Origin of the sequence: Enhydrobacter aerosaccus (assembly GCF_900167455.1) — a bacterium.
Taxonomy (GTDB): Bacteria; Pseudomonadota; Alphaproteobacteria; order Reyranellales; family Reyranellaceae; genus Reyranella; species Reyranella aerosaccus.
This window is the reverse complement of sequence record NZ_FUWJ01000001.1, coordinates 1,607,154-1,626,314: the sequence shown is the minus strand read 5'-3', so window position 1 is coordinate 1,626,314 and position 19,161 is coordinate 1,607,154. Positions and strand designations below refer to the sequence as shown.

The window sequence follows — 19,161 nt, the reverse complement described above, 5'->3', positions numbered from 1 at the left end:
TCTGGTCTTGGGGATTTCGAGGGAGGGCGATCGAATGTTGAACCGCAAACTGGCCGCTGCGGCGGCCATTCTGCTTTTGGGGATGGGGGCCGCGGTGGCGCCGGCTCAGGCGCAAGACAAGCAGCCGCCGTTGAAGACGGGCGTCGACGGAACCTTCGCGCCGCACGCTTTTCCGAAGCTCGGCGGCGGCACGCAAGGCTTCAACGTCGATCTGTTCACGGAAGTCGCCAAGCGGATGCATCGCGACATTGTCATCGATTCCGTGAGCTTCTCGACTCTGATCCCCGGCATGGAGTCGGGACGCTACGATTTCATTGCAGCGCCGGTAACGGTGACGAAGGAGCGGGCCGAGAACATGCTGTTCACGGCGGGCTATCTGTGGACGTCGTTCCAGTTCGGAATCAAGAAGGGCAGCGCTCCGATCAAGAGTTGGGCTGATCTGAAGGGCAAGGCGGTCGCCGTGAACAAGGGCACGCCGTACGAGACGCTGAGCAAGAAGATGGGGCAGGAGATCGGCTTCGAGGTGCAGGCTTACGATACCCAGCCCGATGCGATCCAGGCGGTGTTGTCGGGCCGGGCCTATGCGACGATTGCCGGCAATACGATCATCCTCTACACGGCCTCGAAGAACCCGCAATTCGTTGCCGACCTCGAGCTGACCGACACGCGCGCCCACTGGGCCGCGCCGGTGCCGAAGAGCAATCCGAAACTTCGGGCCCAGCTGCAGGACACGCTCGACTGCATGAAGAAGGATGGATCGCTGGTGAAGCTGTCGGAGAAGTGGTTCGGCCGCACGCCTCCTGCGGACGCCCTCGAGCGGACCGTCACGCCGGGCTACGGCGTGCCAGGCATGCCGGGTTACGATCCGACGCCGCACGAACTGCATTGCGGCTGATCTCGTAAATCCGGGAAGTATTGTCATCCCGAGCGCGGCCGGCCCTGAGGCAGAGTCCTTTGGTGTCGTCGGTCCGCTCGGGACGATGGGAGTTTCATGACAGCGCCGATCGTCGCCGCTCACGGCATTCACAAGCATTTTGGTCAGGTTCACGTCCTGAAGGGCGTCGACCTCGACGTAGCTGAGCGCGAGCTCGTCTTCGTGATCGGCCCGTCGGGCTCGGGCAAGTCGACGTTGCTACGTTGTCTCAATCGGCTGGAAGAGCCGAGCTCGGGCAGCATCACGGTCGCGGGGATCGACATGCTGAGCCCCAAGACCGACATCAACCATGCACGCCAGCACATCGGCATGGTGTTCCAGTCCTTCAACCTTTATCCGCACATGACCGCGCTCGGCAACGTGATGCTCGCCCTGCGCAAGGTGGCCGGGAAGAGCCGCGCCGAGGCGGAGACCATTGCCCGCGCCGCGCTCGAGCGCGTGGGGCTTGCCGAGCGGGCCCACCATCGCCCGGCCGAACTGTCGGGCGGCCAACAGCAGCGCGTGGCGATCGCGCGCGCCATTGCCCTTGAGCCGCGGGTGATGCTGTTCGACGAACCGACCAGCGCACTCGATCCCGAGCTGGTCGGATCAGTGCTTGCGGTGATGCGGTCCCTGCGGGAGTCCGGCATGACCATGATCGTGGTCAGCCACGAGATGGGATTCGCGCGGGCCGCCGCCGATCGGGTCGTGTTCATGGATCACGGCCTGATCGTGGAGCAGGGGCCGCCGGCGCAGATTTTCGAGAACCCGGCACATGAGCGGACGCGTGCCTTCATCGGCCAGATCCGGCAGCATTGAACGGGCCGGAACGTGACAGCATCGATCGGTCGTTCTGGACTGAGTGAACAGCTCCGCCGGCGCTTCATCGCCGAGTGCGTCGACATGTGCCGTGGCCGACAGATCTGCTGCGAGCAGGGCATCGCCGATACCGGCTCGGGGAGATTCCGCCCGTGAGTGCCTGGGATCGGTTTGTCGAGACCTTCTTCAACGCGAAGGTCATGGCGAAATACCTGCCGGACATCCTGTACGGCACGGTGGTGACGATCGAGCTCGCCGTGGCGATCGTGTTGAGTGGACTGGCGGCTGGCCTCCTCCTTGCCCTGGTGAGAAGCGCGGGCATCCGGCCGCTCAACTGGCTGATCATCTTCGTCGTCGATCTGTTCCGGTCGCTGCCACCGTTGGTTATCATCGTACTGCTCTATTTCGGTCTGCCCTCGGCTGGTTGGTCGCCCTCGAGCTTCGTCTCCACGTGGCTGGCCTTGGCCCTGGTGCTGATGGCCTTCGCCGAGGAGATCTTCTGGGCCGGCATCACGTCGGTGGCGCGCGGGCAGTGGGAGGCCGCGCGTTCGACCGGACTATCGTTCGCTCAGACCCTGCTCTATGTCGTGCTGCCGCAGGCGCTTCGGCTGACGATCGCCCCGCTGACCAATCGCACCATCGCAATCACCAAGGGCACGGCCCTGGGCACGGTGGTGGCGCTGCACGAGATCCTCGGCATGGCCAGTTCGGCCGTGTCCAATTCCTACAATCCGTCGCCGCTGATGATGGGCGCTGGCGCCTATCTCGTGCTGTTCCTGCCGGTGGTCGTGGCGGCGCGCTGGATCGAAACGAAGTTCGCATGGAAGAGATAGTCCAGTCCTTCTTCAATGCGGAGATCGCCGAGGCGGCGCTGCCGATCGTGCTGGCCGGTCTCCTGAACACGATCCTGCTGTCCTTGCTGGTGGTGCCGCTCGGTTTCATTGGCGGGCTGGTGCTCGCCCTGCTGGCCCAGGCGAGGAGCCGCGCTGTGCGCTGGCCGCTGATGGCCTGGGTCGACTTCTTCCGCGCCTTCCCGCCACTGGTCCTGCTGGTGCTGCTGTTCGCCGGCCTGCCTTTCGCCGGTCTGGAACTCGGCGGCTTCGCCTGCGTGGCCATCGCCTTCTTCCTCAATACCGGCTCGTACTACGGTGAGATCCTGCGCGCAGGCATCGAATCGATCCCGCGTGGCCAGGTCGAAGCGGCACGGTCGACGGGGCTGTCCGGCCTGCAGACGATGACCTACGTCGTCCTGCCCCAGGCCGTGCGCAACGTGCTGCCAGATCTGCTCTCCAATACCCTGGAGGTTGTAAAGCTCACCTCGCTGGGCAGCGTCGTTGCGGTGCCGGAACTGCTGTTCCAGGCGCGCCAGGCGCAGAGCGTCACCTACAACCCCACGCCGATCGTGATGGCGGCGGTGATCTACTTCCTCATCCTGTGGCCGGTCGTGCGGCTGTTGAGCCGGCTTGAGAACCGGGCCTTGGTGGGCAGGGGATAGCTTCTGGCGGCACGGCGATTGCCGCGTCGGAGAACCACATCCTGTGGCATCGGCGGCAACTCTGCCGCAAGGCCATGATCGAATAGGTTGCGGAGCCCCAGTTTGGTCACAGGGCGTGCGCGCGACACTGGACTATGGTGACTGCCCATAGAAGAAGGCAGGTACCCCGTGTTCGAGGGATCGAAGATCCTCGTTGTCGAGGACAACTATCTCCTGGCCGAAGTCGTCTGCGAGTTCGTCCTCGATTGCGGCATGGAACCGATTGGACCGGCCTCGGGCGTGGAGACCGGACTGGTCTATGCCCGCCAGGCGCCTCTCGACGGGGCGCTTCTGGACATCAACCTCGACGACCGCTTCTGCTTCCCCATCTGCGCCATGCTGGCCCAGCGCAGCATCCCCTTCGCCTTCCTGACCGGCTACAGCCACCTTTCGCTCATCCCGCAGGCCTATCGGCATGTGCCGCTAGTTGCCAAGCCGTTCGACCCGGATGAATTGAAGGGCGTGATCCACAACATGCTCGATGGCCGTCGGGACGGCCCCTTGGTGCGCGCCGCCTCGTCGATTGCCCGATTGGCGGCGGTTTCCTGAAGTAACCAATCCGCAGGCTTGAAAGGGAGCAAAACATCGCCCATATGAAAACTTGTCGATACACGGACTTTTTTTGGCCTTGCGGCACCAGCGCCAGGCCATCGACTGATCCCGAACAGTAAATGCGCATTCGACGGCCCGTCTCCGCAAGGGAAGGGTCAGCATATCTACGTCTTGAAAGGCTATACTTCGTATGACTACGGGAACCGTTAAGTGGTTCAATGCCACCAAGGGCTTCGGCTTCATCCAACCGGACAATGGTGGCGCCGACGCTTTCGTCCATATCAGCGCCGTCCAGCGCGCCGGCCTTGATGGCCTCGCCGAGGGCCAGAAGGTCGAATACGAGCTCGTCGCCGACCGCCGCAGCGGCAAGTTGGCGGCCGACAATCTGCGGACCGTCGGCTGAGCCCTTTCCGGATCAGGGATTGCCGCTACCAATAGCGGCAGCCTCTGAAGAGGAGCTTGAACCCCGCCACCAGCTGGCGGGGTTTTTTGCTGCCCGAATTGCGGCAAGTCGCGTCCGCCGCTGCCGTGCTTGATTTGCCCGTCCCCGCCGGGCCAACGTTGACCCCAAGAAACGTCGGATCTGGAGGGAGCGCATGTATTCGAGGCAGCACGCGGCCACGCGGGCAGAACAGCCGGCCGTCATCATGGCGGGCAGCGGCGAGACCATCACCTACGGCGAGCTCGAGGCTCGGAGCAACCGGCTGGCTCACCTGCTGCGGCGGCAGGGGCTGAAGCGGCTCGATCACTACTCGATCTACATGGAGAACAACGCCCGCTACGTCGAATGCTGCGGCGCCGGCGAGCGGGCGGGGCTCTATTACACCTGCGTCAACTCGTTCCTCACGGTCGAGGAGCTGGCCTACATCCTCAACAACAGCGAATCGCGGGTGCTCATCACCTCGCAGGCCAAGCGCGACGTTGCCTTGGCGGCGCTGCCGCTGGCACCCCGGATCGAGCTGTGCCTGATCGTCGACGGGCCGGGTGACGGCGACCGCGTGCGCAACCTCGACGAGGCGACGGCGGGGCTGCCGGGTACGCCGATCGCCGACGAATCGCTGGGCACGGCGATGCTCTATTCCTCCGGCACCACCGGCCGGCCGAAAGGCATCGTGCGGCCGATCCCCGAACAGCCGCCGTCGCAGCACTTGCCGATCTTCGCCTTCCTCGACAAGCTCTGGCGTTATCGCGACGGCATGATCTACCTGTCGCCGGCGCCGCTCTACCACTCGGCGCCGCAGGCGGCGGTCAACCTGACCATCCGCAACGGCGGCACCGTCGTGATCATGGAGCGCTTCGACGCCGAGCATTACCTGCAGCTGGTCGAGACGTACCGAATCACCCACAGCCAGCTCGTGCCGACCATGTTCTCGCGCCTGCTCAAGCTACCGGAGGCGGTGCGCAAGCGCCACGACCTGTCGTCGCTCGAGATCGCCATCCATGCCGCGGCGCCGTGCCCGGTGCAGGTGAAGGAGCAGATGATCGAGTGGTGGGGGCCGATCATCCACGAGTATTACGGCGCCACCGAGGGGCTGGGCTTCACGGCCTGTGACTCGGAGGAGTGGCTGGCCCATCGCGGTACCGTGGGCCGCGTGCTGCTGGGCGAACTGCATGTGCTCGACGACGAGATGAAGGAGGTCCCGCCCGGCACCGCCGGTACGCTGTGGTTCAAGACCGCGACGCCGTTCGAGTACTTCAACGACCCCGCCAAGACCCGCGAGGCGCGCTCGTCCGACGGCAGCATGAGCACGGTCGGCGATGTCGGCTATGTCGATAGCGACGGCTATCTCTACCTCACCGATCGCGCCACCTTCATGATCATCTCAGGCGGCGTGAACATCTATCCGCAGGAATGCGAGAACCTGCTGATCACCCATCCCAAGGTCGCTGATGCAGCCGTGTTCGGCGTGCCCAACCCCGACCTCGGCGAGGAGGTGAAGGCGGTGGTGCAGCTCATGCCCGAGCAGCATCCGAGCCCCGCCATCGCCGAGGAGCTGATCGCCTTCTGCGGCCAGCATCTCGCCCGCCAGAAGGTGCCGCGCTCGATCGACTTCGAGCCCGAGCTGCCGCGCCTGCCGACCGGCAAGCTCTACAAGCGCCTGCTGCGGGATCGCTATTGGGGGAACCGCACCAGCCGCATCGTCTGAGGCGGCTGGTCGGTATCCGGAAGGCTCAAGCCGCCGCGCGGATGGCGACCTGCATCACCTTGTTGTCGACGTGGCTGGCGAACTGCTCGAAGTTCTTCTCGAAGCGGTGCGCCACGTCGCGGGCGGCCCGGTCGTAGGCCTTCTTGTCGCGCCAGGTGTTCTTGGGATTCAACACATCGCCCGGCACGTCGGGGCAGGCGGTCGGCACATGCATGCCGAAATGCGGATCGGGCGCCGAGGCGGCGCTCGCCAGCGTGCCGTCGAGCGCGGCCCGCACCATGGCGCGGGTATGGCGGATCGACATGCGATGGCCGACGCCGAAGCCGCCGCCCGACCAGCCGGTATTGACCAGCCAGCATTTGACGTTCTGGCGCGCCATCTTCTCGCCCAGCATCTTGGCATAGACGGTGGGATGGCGCGGCATGAAGGGAGCGCCGAAGCAGGTCGAGAAGGTGGCCTGCGGCTCGGTCACGCCCTTCTCGGTGCCGGCGACGCGCGCCGTGTAACCCGAGAGGAAGTGATACATCGCCTGCTCGGGGGTCAACCGCGAGATCGGCGGCAGCACGCCGAAGGCGTCGGCCGTCAGCATGATGATGTTCTCGGGCGTGCCGGCCGTGCCCGACAGGCTGGCATTGGGGATGAAGTCGAGCGGGTAGCAGGCGCGCGTGTTCTCGGTGAAGCGGCCGTCGTCGAGATCGAGCGCCCGGCTCTCGGGATCGAACACCACGTTCTCCAGCACCGTGCCGAAACGCTCGGTGGTGGCGTAGATCTCCGGCTCGGCGTCGCGGCTGAGCTTGATCACCTTGGCGTAGCAGCCGCCCTCGAAGTTGAACAGGCTGGTCTCGCCCCAGCCATGCTCGTCGTCGCCCAGCAGCGTGCGCGACGGATCGGCGGAGAGGGTGGTCTTGCCGGTGCCGCTCAGCCCGAAGAAGATCGCCACGTCGCCGGCCGGCCCGACATTGGCCGAGGCATGCATGGGAAGGATGCCCTTGTCGGGCAGCAGGTAGTTCAGGATCGTGAACACCGACTTCTTGATCTCGCCGGCATACCAGGTGCCGCAGATCGCCACGACACGGTCGGTGAAGTTGACCAGCACGGCGCAGTCGGAGGCGGTACCGTCGAGCGCCGGATCGGCCTGGAAGCCGGGCAGGTTGAGGATCGTGAAGTCGGGCGCGAAGTCCTGCAGCTCCTCGTGGTTGGGACGCAGGAACATGTTGCGGGCGAACAGATTGTGCCACGCCGTCTCGGTGATCACGCGCACGCCGATGCGGTGCTCGGGATCGGCGCCGGCCCAGCAGTCGCGCACGAACAGGTCGCGGCGCTGTGCATAGCCGATCATGCGGTTGTACAGCGCGCGATAGCGATCGGGCGCCATCGGCTTGTTGGTCTTGCCCCAGTCGATGCGATCGCGGCTCTCCGAATCCTCGACGAAGAACTTGTCGTTGGGCGAGCGACCGGTATGGACGCCGGTCCGCACCACGAACGCGCCGCCATCGGCGATCGATCCTTCGCCCCGCCGCACGGCCTGCTCGTAGAGCGCTGGCACGGTCAGGTTCCAGTAGACATTGCCCAGATTTTTCAACCCAAGAGATCCGAGGCCGGTCTTGGGGATGACAAGGCCTGTCTGGTGCACGTTCAGCTCCCTGCTGTCTTCGTTGTCGCGTTGCAATGGTGCTAGCGCCCGCGTGCTGGACTGGCAAGAGCGAGTGATAAGCACGGCTCGTTCTCCATCAATGTGATTTCGCCATCCGGCCGCAGCCTGTGCCGGTGGATGGGGAGGATTGTGGTGAAGCGTGTGCATCTGCAGCAAGACGGCATGCGGTGATCAATCTGGGGCGGCCTGCCGTTAAACAAACGGAAAATAAACGGGAACTCGGTGCTGGCGGGGGCAGGCCGCTTCGCCCTGCACAATAAAAATTTTCCTCGCGAGGATTGGCCGAAAAGCGTGGCCCGGCTGCATCGAAGGCGATTCCTCGCGAGGCTCGCGAGCGGCGGCGGCAGGAAGAGAGGCGGTCGTCATGGTGCCGGCATGATAGCGCTGGTAGCCGGCGTGACCGATTCTGGTCGCCAACGGCCGTCACCCGGAGGGGCGGCGATCGCCACGGTCGGACGCCCTTAGTGCGCCGGCGCCTTCAGGGCGTCGGCGATGATCGACGGATCGATGCTGGTCACGCCGCGGAACGGATTGTCGACGATCACGATCAGCGCGATCACCATGCCGATCGCTGCCATGTGGACGACGATCAGATGCATGCCGAAGCGATGCAGGTTGTTGCGTCCGTTCATGAAGCTCGCCGCCGACACGAACAGGATGATGATGATCCAGAAGATCGAGGGAATGCTCTTGGTCGCCTGGGCCAGGCGTTCGGCGCGGGCCCGCTCGATGGTGCCGAGATAGCGGTCCAGGGCATCGCGAATATGCTCGGGCACCAGCTGCGCGTCGCCCTGCAGGCGCCGGGTCTCGGCCCAGAGCCTGGTGATGTCCTGCGACACGATCGGCGACAGCGTCGGCTGCACCTTGGCGAGCCGCGGCCATTCGTCGGCGGCGACGTCGCGCGCATAATCCGCCAGCGCCTGACGGGCCGTCGTGGCCTGGTTACCCAGGGCGCCGAGCTCGCGATCGAGGCTGGCGATGTCGCCGGCTTCCAGGTATGCGGCCTCCCCGACCTGCGACAGGTTCGACAGGACGTTGGTGACGGCGAGCGCGAGCACGAAGGCGGAGAAGCCCAGCAGGCTGGTCTGGACGGTATCGGCGACCTTCTTGTCTTCCTCGCCGCGCACCGGCCAGCGGTTGAACCAGACGTGGTGCGCGACATAGGAGAGGAAGACGCCGCCGGCTCCGAATACCATCGCCGCGATCGCCAGGATGGCGAAGTCGTTGAGGTGCTGCGCCAGGGCGGCGATCAGATAGGCCAAGCAGACCGTCCGGCGCCGGTCGGCACCTCTCCAGCATGGCGCATCCGCCTAATGGCGACGCCGGACAAACTTCCCGGAAACACCGACTCCGCTCCCCCCGAATATGGCACACTAGCTTATACGGTCACATCGGCACCGGTGAAGTCCATTGGTCGGGCTGGCATCGACCAGAGATAGCGGCCAGTGTGGATCCAACATCTTCTTCCGTGCGCGATGACGGGACCGTCGAAACAGTTGTAGACCGTTACCGCTCTCAACCGATATGAAACAGTCGCGATTGCGTTGACGGGGGGAGCCGGGATCGATGGTTGCGTTTGGTCGCTTCGCCGCACGGGCGGCGGAGCCTGTGCGCGTGGGTGCGTTTGTCGGCGTTCTGTTGGTCCTGCTCTCCGCCTGCTCGAACATAAAATCCTCTCACAGCGAACTTCTGGTGAAGCCTCCGGCACGGATCCAGGTCATGAGCGTGGTCGTGGATCCCAACCACGCCGTGCCCACCAAGGTGTCGACGGTCGTTCCGAGATACGCCAATACCGCCGCGGAGCAGGGATCGAGTTCGTACACGGCGCAGATCAAATTGCAGGAGATCGCGCGGCTGCTGGTCACCGGCTTCCGAACCCGCTTCCCGGTTTTGGCGGTTCCCTACGGCGTGCGCATCGCGCCGACAGCCGACAACGTGCTGCATGTGCGGATCGAAAGCAGCGAGACGAACTGCGGAGCCGGCAAATGCACGACCACCGTCACCATTGAGGCGAAGCTGCTCGACGCGGGCGGACAGACCTTGTGGCGGTCCTCGATCGAGTTCGGCCAGGCAAGCTCCACGGTCGAAATCAACGACGTCCTGTTCGACGCCGTCGCCGTTCAGCTGCTCGACGGCATGAAGAAGGACGGTGTGATCGGCGGCTAGACGGGATCATAGAGCCGGCGAGGCGATGCTCCTCGGCTTGCGGCAGACCGTTGTCGCTCCGCGACGGCTGCCTCCATGTGGAGGAAGCGGAGCGTGTGTGCGTTCGAGGGAGAGCGGGGGAATGATGTCTTTCAACATGTCGGCCAAGCGGCTGACGACATGGATGTCGGCGGCCGTACGCTGTGTCGCGATCGGCGGTCTCGTGGCGGCGCTGGCGGGTTGCGGCACGGTCAGATCGTCCGACAGCAAGATCGTCGAGCGGCCGGCGCAGAAGATCGAGGCTGTCCGCATCGACATGATGCCCAACAACGCCGTGAGGCTCGAGGTCCAGACGACATCCTATGGGGCAGTGCTGCCAGCGCAACAGGAGGCCAACAGGGTCAAGGGACATGAAAGGCTGCAGGAGTTCGCGAAGCTGATCAGCCGTGACTTTCGTGACCGCTTCCCAGCCCTCGCCGCACCGTATGGATTGACGGTTTCTCCGACTGCCCCCGCCATACTGTTCGCCCAGATCACGTCGGCCAAGATCGCCTGCTATGCCGACTGTGTGATGACCGTGACTTTGAGCGTCCTCCTGCACGACGGAAAGAAGACGCTCTGGCAATTCAAGGTGAATTTCGGACAGAAGAACATCTGGGCCGACATCGACGACCAGATGTTCGACCTCGCCGCCACCGAGATGCTCGAGGCGATGAAGAAGGATGGAATGATCGGCAAGTAGGGCTGGCGCCGTCCAGGCGGGAGCGGCGATGCCGCTCCTACCGCTTGCCGTCCAGGATCTCGCACACCTCGTACAGATGCGGATCGATGTCGTCGGTCATGCGATCGAACCGGTCCCATTCCTTGCGGAACTGCGGCGCCTTGTGCGCGGCTTCGAGCTGCTCGCGGCTGCTCCACTGGATGTAGTTGACGATCCGCCGGCCATCGAGGCTGCGATGCAGGCTGATGGAGACGAAGCCGGGCTGCCGGGCCATGAAGCGGGCGCGCTCGGTCATCAGCGACAGCGCTTCCGCCTGCTTGTCCGGCTCGGCCTCGACGATGGTGATCTGGGTGACGGGTTGGTTGGCGGTCTGGATCTGGGGCATGGAACCTCCTCGGCGACGGGAATGCCATCCCAGCAACTTATCGAGGCGGGGTCAGGTTCCCAGTCTCCGCCCGTGTCAGTGACCTCCGCCGCCCGGAGCGGCGCCGGCGGCTGGCCGCCGCAGCAGCAGCGTCAGGCCCGCCAGGGCCACGAAGATCAGGGTCAGCAGCAGGAACACGTCGGCGAAGGCCATCACCACGCCTTGCTGATGAGTGATCTGCGTCAGCAGCTTCAGCGCCATGGTGGCGGCGTCGGGATAATCCTGCAGGCGCTGGGTGAGCTGGTCGAGCCGCTCGAGGGCCGGCGGATGCGCCCAGGTGAGCCGCTCGTGCAGCCGTGCCAGATGCAGGTCGGTGCGGTCGTTGAGCACGGTGTTGATGCCGGCGAGCCCGATGGCGCCGCCGAGGTTGCGCATCAGGTTGAACAGGCCGGCGGCGTTCTTGACGCGGTCGAGCGGCAGCGTGCCGAGCGCGACGTTCTGGATTGGGATCATCGTCGTCATCAGGCCAACGCCGCGGAAGATCTGCGGCCACAGCAGCTCGCCGAAATCCCAGTCGCTGGTGATGGTGCTGGTCTGCCAGGTGCCGACGGCGAAGATCAGGCTGCCGGCCATGATCATGAGGCGGGGATCGACCTTGGACATCAGCCGCCCGATGATCGGTGCCGTCAGGAACATGGCCACGCCCGAGACGAACACCGTCTCGCCGATCATAAGCGCGTTGTAGCCGCGAATGCGGCCGAGATAGAGCGGATAGATCAGCGTCATGCCGTAGAGGCCGACTCCCACCAGGGCGGCCAGCAGGGCGCCGATCGCGAAGTTGCGGTTGCCGAAGGTCCGCAAGTCGACGATCGGCTGGCGCACCGTGAAGGCGCGCACGAAGAACACGACCGCCGACAGGACCATCACCCAGCCCAGCGTCAGCACCGTCTCGTCCTCGAACCAGCCGTAGCGTGGCCCGTCCTCGAGCACGTATTCCAGAGAGCCCAGGAAGCCTGCCATGGCCGCCAGCCCCAGCCAGTCGAAATCGTCGAACAGCGCCCAGTGCGGTTCGTCAAAATCGATCAGGGCAAGGGCCGCAGTCGTGACGCAGAGGCCCGGCACGATGTTGATGAAGAACAGCCAGCGCCACGACAGCAGGTCGGTCAGGTAGCCGCCGACGGTCGGGCCGATCGTCGGCGCCAGCGTCGCCACCAGGCCGATCACCGGCGTGACGACCGCGAACTTCGAGCGCGGGAACACCATATAGGCGGTCGCGAACACGGTCGGGATCATGCCGCCGCCGATGAAGCCCTGTACGGCACGCCACAGGATCATCTCCTCCATCGAGGTCGACAGTCCGCAAGCCAGGCTCGACAGTGTGAAGCCGCCGGCGGAGAGGGCGAACAGGATGCGTGTGCCCATCGCCCGCGACAGCAGGCCCGAGAGCGGAATCATCACCACCTCGGCGACCAGATAGGCCGTCTGCACCCACGGGATCTCGTCGGCACTCGCCGACAGTCCAGCCTGGATCTCGCTGAGGGAGGCAGAGACGATCTGGATGTCGAGGATCGCCATGAACATGCCGAACACCATGGCGATGAACGCCGCCAGGTGTTGCGGCTCGATGCGGTCGTTGTCCGCCGCAGCGGAAGGCGCGGCAGGAGAGCCAGGGCTGGCCATTGCCGCGCTCCGCTTACCGGGGGGCTGTCGGTGTGGCCGTGATCGAAACCGGCGGCGCGCCCATGGCGCCGGTGCGCGTATCGACGCCGGCGGCCACCGACATGCCAGGCCGCAGCGCGCCCTGTTCCGCCACTTCGGGGGCGACGCGAATGCGCACCGGCAGGCGCTGCACGATCTTGGTGAAGTTGCCCGTGGCGTTGTCGGGCGGCAGCAGCGAGAACACCGAGCCCGAAGCGGGAGCGATGCTCTCGACCGTGCCGTCGAGCACGACATCCGGCAGGGCATCGACCAGGATCGAGACATGCGCCCCTGGCCTGATGCGGGCGAGCTGCGTCTCCTTGAAGTTGGCGTCGATATAGACGTCGTCGAGCGGCACCACGCTTACGAGACGCGTGCCCGCCTGCACGTAGCCGCCGGCCTGGATGGCACGGTTGCCGACCACGCCGTCGAACGGCGCGCGGATCACCGTGAAGGAGAGATCGCGCTCGGCGCGCGCGGCCGCCATCTCCAGTTCCGATACTGTCTGGCGCGCCTCCTCCTGCTGGCTCCGGGCCACCGCGACATTGGCCTCGGCCGCATCGACGGCAGCCTTGGCGTTGAGGACCGCGGCATCGCCCTGGTCGCGGTTGGTATAGGCCTGTTCGAAAACCTGCTTGCTGGCGCCGCCGATGAGGGTGAGCGACTGCTGGCGGTCGAATTCGAGCTTGGCGCGGGCGGCACCGGCCTGGGCCGACACGAGCTGCGCCTTGGCCTGTTCTACGGCGGCCTCCAGCGCCTTGATTTGGCGACCGATCCGCTCGACCGTGGCCTGCTGGGTCCGGGTCCGGGCGCGCGCCGATTCGAGCGCCAGCTTGTAGTCACCGTCGTCGATGATGGCGATGACGTCGCCGCCGTGGACGAACGCGTTGTCCTCGACATTGAGCGACGAGATGTAGCCCGGCACTTTTGCCGCCAGGATCACGGTCTTGGCTCCGACATAGGCGTCGTCGGTCCACACCATGAAGCGTCCATCGGTCCACCAGCGATAGCCGTACCAGCCGCCGAAGCCGGCCACTGCCAGCAGCATAATGGCAAGCACGCCGCGGCGGCGCCCGCCGCGTCGCCTTGCCGGGGTCGATGCCGGCTGGACGGGCGACTGGACTGGCGGTCGGGGGACTTGTGTCGGCGCGGCGGTGCGGTCCGTGACCCGGTCGGAGGTCTCTGCCTCGGAGCCGACCCGCGGCAACGGCTCGATGCGGCCAGAAAGGCGGCCGGACCCTGGAACTGACATGGGCGTACTCTGTCCTGTCTAGGCGCCAAACTACCGGGAACCAGCCGCGTCCGGAAGGCAGTATGGTGCGCCGGGGGATGCGCGACGCCGTGATCCTAGCCATGGCCATTCAGACCAATGACACCGTGGACAATGGAAGGTCCCGCATTCCGGGACGGGCACTAGTCACCCGTAGGAAACGACGGAGCAGGGACAGCGGCGCCGTGCCTCCGCTATCGTCGCCCCGAAGGGAGCCGACGCCCATGACAAGCCTGCAACAAGTCTCCGACCTTGCCGCCGAGGCGGATGAATTCGATCGCCTGCTGGCCCGCCTCCAACCCGGCGACTGGGCGAGGCCGACGCAGTTCAAGCACTGGACCGTCAACGACATCGTCCAGCACCTGCACTGGGGAGACCGGCTGGCGCTGGCCTCGGCGACCGATGAGTCAGCCTTCGCCGCGCTGATGGCCGATATCCAGGCCCGGCGCGCCACCGGCCTGAGCCGTGTGGAGGAGACGCGGCTCAGGCTGGGCGATCTCACCGGCGCGGCGCTGCGCGAGCGCTGGCGCACCACGCTGCGCAAGCTCTGCGATGCGCTCGCGGCCAAGCCTGCGGACGCCCGCCTCAAATGGGCTGGGCCCGACATGGGCGTGCGCATGTTCACGACCGCCCGCCAGATGGAGGTATGGTCGCATGCGCAGGCGATCTACGACCTGCTGGGCCTGGATCGCCCGCCGCCATCACCGCGGCTGAAGAACATCGCCGAGATCGGCGTCCGCACCTTCGGCTGGTCCTTCCGCGTCCATGGCCGCCCCGTGCCGGAGACGGTGCCGCAAGTGCGCCTCGACGGTCCGAACGGCGAAAGCTGGAACTGGAACGAGGCGACCATGACCGACCGCATCGCCGGTGACGCCGTTGCCTTCTGCCAAGTGGTGACGCAGACCCGCAACATCGCCGACACGACGCTCACCGTGGAGGGCGCGGTGGCAAAAGAATGGATGAGCATCGCACAGTGTTTCGCCGGACCGCCGGAGACACCGCCGGCGAAAGGCACGAGGTTCCGGATGAAGACGTCATAGGAGCGCGCCACTCCAGTGGCGCTCATGAGCGTCTCATGGAACTAGGCCGCACACCGTCGCTTGCGACCGACGATCGTCCGTGAAACCATCCTCTCAATCAAAGAACCAAAGAGGAGGACCCGCCATGGACGTCGGCATGATGATGCTGTTCACCAACTACGGTTGGGACAACTGCACGGACGACCGCGTGTGGGACGAGGAGATCCGGCTGGCGCGGCTGGCGGCCGATCTTGGTTTCGATTGCCTGTGGTCGGCCGAGCATCATTTCAACGACTACTCCTTCGTGCCCGACAACCTGGCGCTGATGATGCATCTCGCCGCGTTGTGTCCGAACATCGATATCGGCACCGCAGCGGTGATCCTGCCGTGGCACGATCCGCTCCGCGTGGCGGAGAACGCCCTCGTGCTCGATCTGGTCAGCAAGGGCCGGCTGCGCTTCGGCATGGGACGCGGGCTGGCGCGGCGCGAGTTCACCGCCTTTCGCGTGCCCATGGACGAATCGCGCGAGCGCTTCGACGAGGCCGCGCCCCTGATCATCGAGGCGCTACGCACCGGCGTCATGGAAGGCAACGGCAAACACTACAAGCAGCCGCGCATCGAGCTGCGGCCGCGGCCGACATATTCGTTCGACGGCCGTATCTACGCCGTGGCGTCGAGCGAGGACTCGGTCGACTCGGCGGCGAAGCTCGGCGCGCACATGGTGATGTTCGCCGACCGGCCGTGGGAGATGCGCCTGCCGGTGATCGAGCGCGGCCGCGCGCTGCATCGGCAGTATCACGGCACCGAGGCGCCGCGTGTCATGCTGACGGAGTTCTGCGTCTGCGGGCCGAACGCCGCCACCATCGAGGACGAGGCACGCCGTTACCAGGGCAAATTCGTGGAGAGCAACTTCTTCCACTACGAGTTCCTGGGCGAGCACTTCAAGACGGTGAAGGGCTACGACGCCTACCAGCAGAAGGCCGACCTGGCGCGCAAGGGTGGTGGGCTCGAAGGGGCCGTGACAGGCTTCATGCAGGCGGCCTCGTGGGGCACGCCGGACAAGATCCTGCGCGGGCTGGAGGAGCGGCGGCGACTCCTGGGCGATTTCGAGATGAACGTCGCCTTCCGCTTCGGCGGCACGCCCTACGAGGTCTCCGAACGCGGGCTCAAGCTGTTCGCCAAGGAAGTGCTGCCAGTGGTGAAGAAATGGCAGGCGCCCGCGGCGGCCCAGGCGGCAGAGTAAAGCTGGGGGCGCGCGACTCCAGTCGCGCGTTCATGGGATGCACGTCACAGGAACAAGACGCGCCACTGGAGTGGCGCGCCCCCAGCACGCAAATAATCGATTGGAGGAAAGCGGTGAAACGGTTCAAGGCGCTGGCAGGCGCGGAGCGCGGCAATGAATTCCTGCGCGGGCAGGCGGCGCGCGTGCCGCTCTGCTTCTCGATCGCGAGTGGCGGCGATGTGTCGACGGCCACGGCATCGGCGGCGGGCATCGTGGTGGCGCCGGGCAAGTCGGCCGAGGCGGCCTTCACGCTGAGCGCGGCGCGCGAGACCTGGGACGCCTTCGCCCAGCCGGTGCCGCCGGTTGGCTACCAGAGCCTGGTCGCCATGGTTCGCATGGGCCATCTCTATGTCGAGGGCGACATGCTGGAATTCGGGCGGCGATTGCTGTTCCTGGAGCAGTTGTTCGAGGCGGTGCGGTCTCCGGGATCGGGCTCGGACGGACCGCGCGCTTCCAGTGCGGTCAAGAGTGGACTGGAAGCCCCCGGTCCGCAGGGCGCCTTCATCGAGCCCGTCGTCGGCCGGTATCTGCGGCTCGATCTCAACGGCAGGGCGCATCGGCTCTACTTCGAGGAAGCGGGGCAGGGGATTCCGCTGGTCTGCCTGCACACGGCCGGCGCCGACGGGCGGCAATATCGGGCCCTCCTGAACGATCCCGAGATCACGGCGCGGTTTCGCGTCCTGGCCTTCGATCTGCCGTGGCACGGCAAGTCCTCGCCGCCGCCGGGCTTCGAGCGCGAGACCTATCGCCTGACGACCGATCTCTATGTCGAGACCGTCATGGCCTTCTGCCGCGCGCTGAAGCTGGAACGGCCGGTGGTGATGGGCTGCTCGATCGGCGGGCGCGCCGTGCTGCATCTGGCGCTGCGCCACGGCGACTATTTCCGGGCGGCGATCGGACTGCAGTCGGCGACGCATGCCGAGGCCGGCGCCGACACGCGGCTGCGCGATCTTGGCGTGCTGCATCGGCCCGACGTGCACGGGCAGGAAGCGGCGGCCGGCTCCGTCGCCTGCCTGGTGGCGCCGACGGCGCCGTCGGCCGAGAAATGGGAGACGCTGTGGCACTACCTGCAGGGCGGACCCGGCATCTTCCTCGGCGATTTGCATTACTACTTCGCCGAGGGCGATCTGCGGAACGGGCTGCTGGACGGACTCGATACAAAACGCTGTCCGCTGCATCTGCTGACGGGCGAGTACGACATCTCCGCCACGCCGGAACTGACCGCCGAACTGGCCAGGCTGGTGAAGGCGACCTCGTTCCAGGTGATGATGGGCATGGGCCATTTCCCCATGAGCGAGGACCCGGCGCGCTTCCGAGGCTATCTGTTGCCAGTCCTCGAGCAGGTGGCTGCCGCCTCGTAAGCGCCGCCTTTGGGGCGCATCGTGTCTCACCCCCTCACCCCACCTCTCCCCCTCATGGGGGAGAGGAGTCCGAAGCGCGAACTCCTGATCTTCAGACGTCTCTTCCCCTTTCGTGGGAGAGGAGTCTGAAGCGGGAACTCTTCTCCTTCAGGTTCCTCTCCGCCTATCGGGGCAGAGGAGGCCGCGAACTCTTTCTCCTCAGGTTCGTCTCGCTCGTCAGGGGGAGAGGGGGCTGAAGCGCGAGAGTCTGCGAACTCTTTCCTTCAAACTCCTCTCCCCCTTCAGGGGAGAGGAGTTTGACCGCGAATTTTCTCTTCAGATTCCTCCCCCCCCCTTCAGGGGGAGAGGCGAGGTAAGGGGCGGCGGGGCCAGAACAAGCAGGGCAGAGATGGATTGACCTCGATCAAGGGGCACGCCGTCGACGCAGGCCATCATGCCGGCATGACGGTCATGGCCGAGCTGCTGATCAAGGAGGTCCGCATCCCACCGCTCAAGCTGCCCGGCACGCTGCGGCTGCCGGCGGGGGCGCGGGTGCTGGTGGTGTTTGCGCATGGCAGCGGTTCGAGCCGGCTCAGCCCGCGCAATATCGCTGTCGCCGAGGCGCTGGCGCAGCAGGGGATGGCGACATTGCTGTTCGACCTGCTGACGCCGGAAGAGGAATCCGACCGCGCCAACGTGTTCGACATCGCCCTGCTGGCGAAGCGCGTGGTCGATGCCGTGCGCTGGCTGGAAGCGAACGACCTGACGCGCACGCTGCGCTTCGGCCTGTTCGGCGCCAGCACCGGCGCGGCGGCGGCGCTGGTGGCCGCCGCCAAGCTCGGCCCGCGCGTGAAAGCCGTGGTCTCGCGCGGCGGGCGGCCCGATCTCGCCGGCGACGCGTTGGAGCAGGTCATGGCGCCGACGTTGCTGATCGTGGGCGGAGCCGACGATGTCGTGCTGGTGCTCAACCGCCGCGCCCTGGCGCGGCTGAAGGGTGAAAAGGCCCTGGAGATCGTGCCGGGCGCGACCCATCTCTTTCCCGAGAAGGGTGCGCTCGAGGCGGTGATCGGCCATGCCGCCCGCTGGTTCCGGCATCATGTCGTGGAGGACAAGCAATGACCAACTGGCTGCAGATCACCTTTCGCAACATGGATGCGTCCGAGGCGGTCGAGGCGCGGATCCGCGAACGGGCGGCGGAACTCGAACAGTTCTACGACCGCATCGTGAGCTGCCGCGTCGTGATCGAGGCGCCGCATCGCCGTCACGAACAGGGCAAGCTGTTCCATATCCGCGTCGACCTCAAGGTCCCGGGCAGGGAGATCGTGGTGAAGCGCGATCCCGAGCAGCATCATGCGCACGAGGATATCCATGTCGCGGTGCGCGACTGCTTCGATGCGGTCCGCCGCCAGCTCGAGGACCACGTTCGCCGCCAGCGCGGCGACGTCAAGGGGCACGAAGTGCCGGGCCACGGCCGCATCCGCGACCTGATCGCCGAGAAGGATTTCGGCTTCATCGAGGCCAGCGACGGGACCGAGGTCTATTTCCATCGCAACGCCGTCGCCAACCGCGGCTTCGACAAGCTCAAGGTCGGCGAGCAGGTCCGCTTCTCCCTGCATCCCGGCGAGAAGGGGCCACAGGCCAGCAGCGTGACGCCGATGGGCAAGCATCACCTGGTGTAAGGAGTCGGTGGCGAGCCGCTCGGC

Annotated in this window: 19 protein-coding genes; 14 read left to right on the top strand and 5 right to left on the bottom strand. The window is 65.8% G+C overall.

What is annotated here, in order from left to right:
- The first annotated feature begins 34 nt into the window (after positions 1-34).
- The 7 genes from B5D62_RS07755 (at position 35) to B5D62_RS07725 (ending at position 5,965) form a co-directional block, all read left to right on the top strand.
- Complete coding sequence (locus tag B5D62_RS07755) at positions 35-895, top strand: transporter substrate-binding domain-containing protein (RefSeq protein ID WP_085933179.1); 861 nt, start codon at positions 35-37, stop codon at positions 893-895.
- 96 nt (positions 896-991) lie between these two features.
- Complete coding sequence (locus tag B5D62_RS07750; RefSeq protein ID WP_085933178.1) at positions 992-1,732, top strand: amino acid ABC transporter ATP-binding protein; 741 nt, start codon at positions 992-994, stop codon at positions 1,730-1,732.
- A gap of 152 nt (positions 1,733-1,884) precedes the next feature.
- Positions 1,885-2,565, top strand: coding sequence for an amino acid ABC transporter permease (locus tag B5D62_RS07745; RefSeq protein WP_218190973.1), 681 nt, complete (start codon positions 1,885-1,887; stop codon positions 2,563-2,565).
- Positions 2,553-3,227 carry an amino acid ABC transporter permease gene (locus tag B5D62_RS07740; protein WP_085933177.1) on the top strand — a complete coding sequence of 225 codons (675 nt, stop codon included), beginning with the start codon at positions 2,553-2,555 and terminating at the stop codon, positions 3,225-3,227. The genes B5D62_RS07745 and B5D62_RS07740 overlap by 13 nt, the downstream gene beginning before the upstream one ends.
- Positions 3,228-3,395: 168 nt before the next feature.
- Positions 3,396-3,815 carry a response regulator gene (locus B5D62_RS07735; protein WP_170920820.1) on the top strand — a complete coding sequence of 140 codons (420 nt, stop codon included), beginning with the start codon at positions 3,396-3,398 and terminating at the stop codon, positions 3,813-3,815.
- A gap of 193 nt (positions 3,816-4,008) precedes the next feature.
- On the top strand, positions 4,009-4,221 hold the full coding sequence (locus B5D62_RS07730) for a cold-shock protein (protein ID WP_085933175.1): 213 nt from the start codon (positions 4,009-4,011) through the stop codon (positions 4,219-4,221).
- 193 nt (positions 4,222-4,414) lie between these two features.
- Entirely contained in the window at positions 4,415-5,965 is a 1,551-nt protein-coding gene (locus B5D62_RS07725; protein ID WP_085933174.1) for an AMP-binding protein, read from the top strand.
- Between the two features lie 25 nt (positions 5,966-5,990).
- Here B5D62_RS07725 and B5D62_RS07720 read toward each other — a convergent pair whose 3' ends face one another.
- Entirely contained in the window at positions 5,991-7,598 is a 1,608-nt protein-coding gene (locus B5D62_RS07720) for a phosphoenolpyruvate carboxykinase (RefSeq protein ID WP_085933571.1), read from the bottom strand.
- Positions 7,599-8,080: 482 nt separating this feature from the next.
- Positions 8,081-8,881, bottom strand: a complete 801-nt coding sequence (locus tag B5D62_RS07715) for a bestrophin-like domain (RefSeq protein WP_085933173.1) — start codon at positions 8,879-8,881, stop codon at positions 8,081-8,083.
- 304 nt (positions 8,882-9,185) lie between these two features.
- On the opposite strand from B5D62_RS07715, the gene B5D62_RS07710 reads away from it, so the two are divergent.
- Together B5D62_RS07710 and B5D62_RS07705 are read left to right on the top strand one after the other, a co-directional pair.
- Entirely contained in the window at positions 9,186-9,785 is a 600-nt protein-coding gene (locus B5D62_RS07710; protein ID WP_085933172.1) for a hypothetical protein, read from the top strand.
- 121 nt (positions 9,786-9,906) lie between these two features.
- Positions 9,907-10,506 (top strand): hypothetical protein, encoded by a 600-nt coding sequence (locus tag B5D62_RS07705; RefSeq protein ID WP_085933171.1) that lies wholly within the window; start codon positions 9,907-9,909, stop codon positions 10,504-10,506.
- 37 nt (positions 10,507-10,543) lie between these two features.
- Here B5D62_RS07705 and B5D62_RS07700 read toward each other — a convergent pair whose 3' ends face one another.
- From B5D62_RS07700 to B5D62_RS07690, 3 genes are all read right to left on the bottom strand, one after another.
- Complete coding sequence (locus tag B5D62_RS07700) at positions 10,544-10,870, bottom strand: antibiotic biosynthesis monooxygenase family protein (RefSeq protein ID WP_085933170.1); 327 nt, start codon at positions 10,868-10,870, stop codon at positions 10,544-10,546.
- A 75-nt stretch (positions 10,871-10,945) separates the two neighbouring features.
- Positions 10,946-12,529: a DHA2 family efflux MFS transporter permease subunit gene (locus B5D62_RS07695; protein ID WP_085933169.1), complete on the bottom strand. Its 1,584-nt coding sequence runs from the start codon at positions 12,527-12,529 to the stop codon at positions 10,946-10,948.
- A 13-nt stretch (positions 12,530-12,542) separates the two neighbouring features.
- Entirely contained in the window at positions 12,543-13,799 is a 1,257-nt protein-coding gene (locus tag B5D62_RS07690; RefSeq protein WP_085933168.1) for an HlyD family secretion protein, read from the bottom strand.
- 242 nt (positions 13,800-14,041) lie between these two features.
- On the opposite strand from B5D62_RS07690, the gene B5D62_RS07685 reads away from it, so the two are divergent.
- From B5D62_RS07685 to B5D62_RS07665, 5 genes are all read left to right on the top strand, one after another.
- Entirely contained in the window at positions 14,042-14,857 is an 816-nt protein-coding gene (locus B5D62_RS07685) for a TIGR03084 family metal-binding protein (RefSeq protein WP_170920819.1), read from the top strand.
- A gap of 124 nt (positions 14,858-14,981) precedes the next feature.
- The gene (locus tag B5D62_RS07680; protein WP_085933166.1) at positions 14,982-16,079 is read left to right on the top strand and encodes an LLM class flavin-dependent oxidoreductase; all 1,098 of its coding nucleotides are present in this window, start codon (positions 14,982-14,984) and stop codon (positions 16,077-16,079) included.
- A gap of 113 nt (positions 16,080-16,192) precedes the next feature.
- Complete coding sequence (locus tag B5D62_RS07675) at positions 16,193-17,479, top strand: alpha/beta fold hydrolase (RefSeq protein WP_218190972.1); 1,287 nt, start codon at positions 16,193-16,195, stop codon at positions 17,477-17,479.
- A gap of 393 nt (positions 17,480-17,872) precedes the next feature.
- A complete protein-coding gene (locus tag B5D62_RS07670) occupies positions 17,873-18,577 on the top strand; it encodes a dienelactone hydrolase family protein (RefSeq protein WP_336470152.1) in 705 nt (234 codons plus the stop codon).
- The gene (locus tag B5D62_RS07665; RefSeq protein WP_085933165.1) at positions 18,574-19,137 is read left to right on the top strand and encodes an HPF/RaiA family ribosome-associated protein; all 564 of its coding nucleotides are present in this window, start codon (positions 18,574-18,576) and stop codon (positions 19,135-19,137) included. The genes B5D62_RS07670 and B5D62_RS07665 overlap by 4 nt, the downstream gene beginning before the upstream one ends.
- Positions 19,138-19,161: the final 24 nt, after the last annotated feature.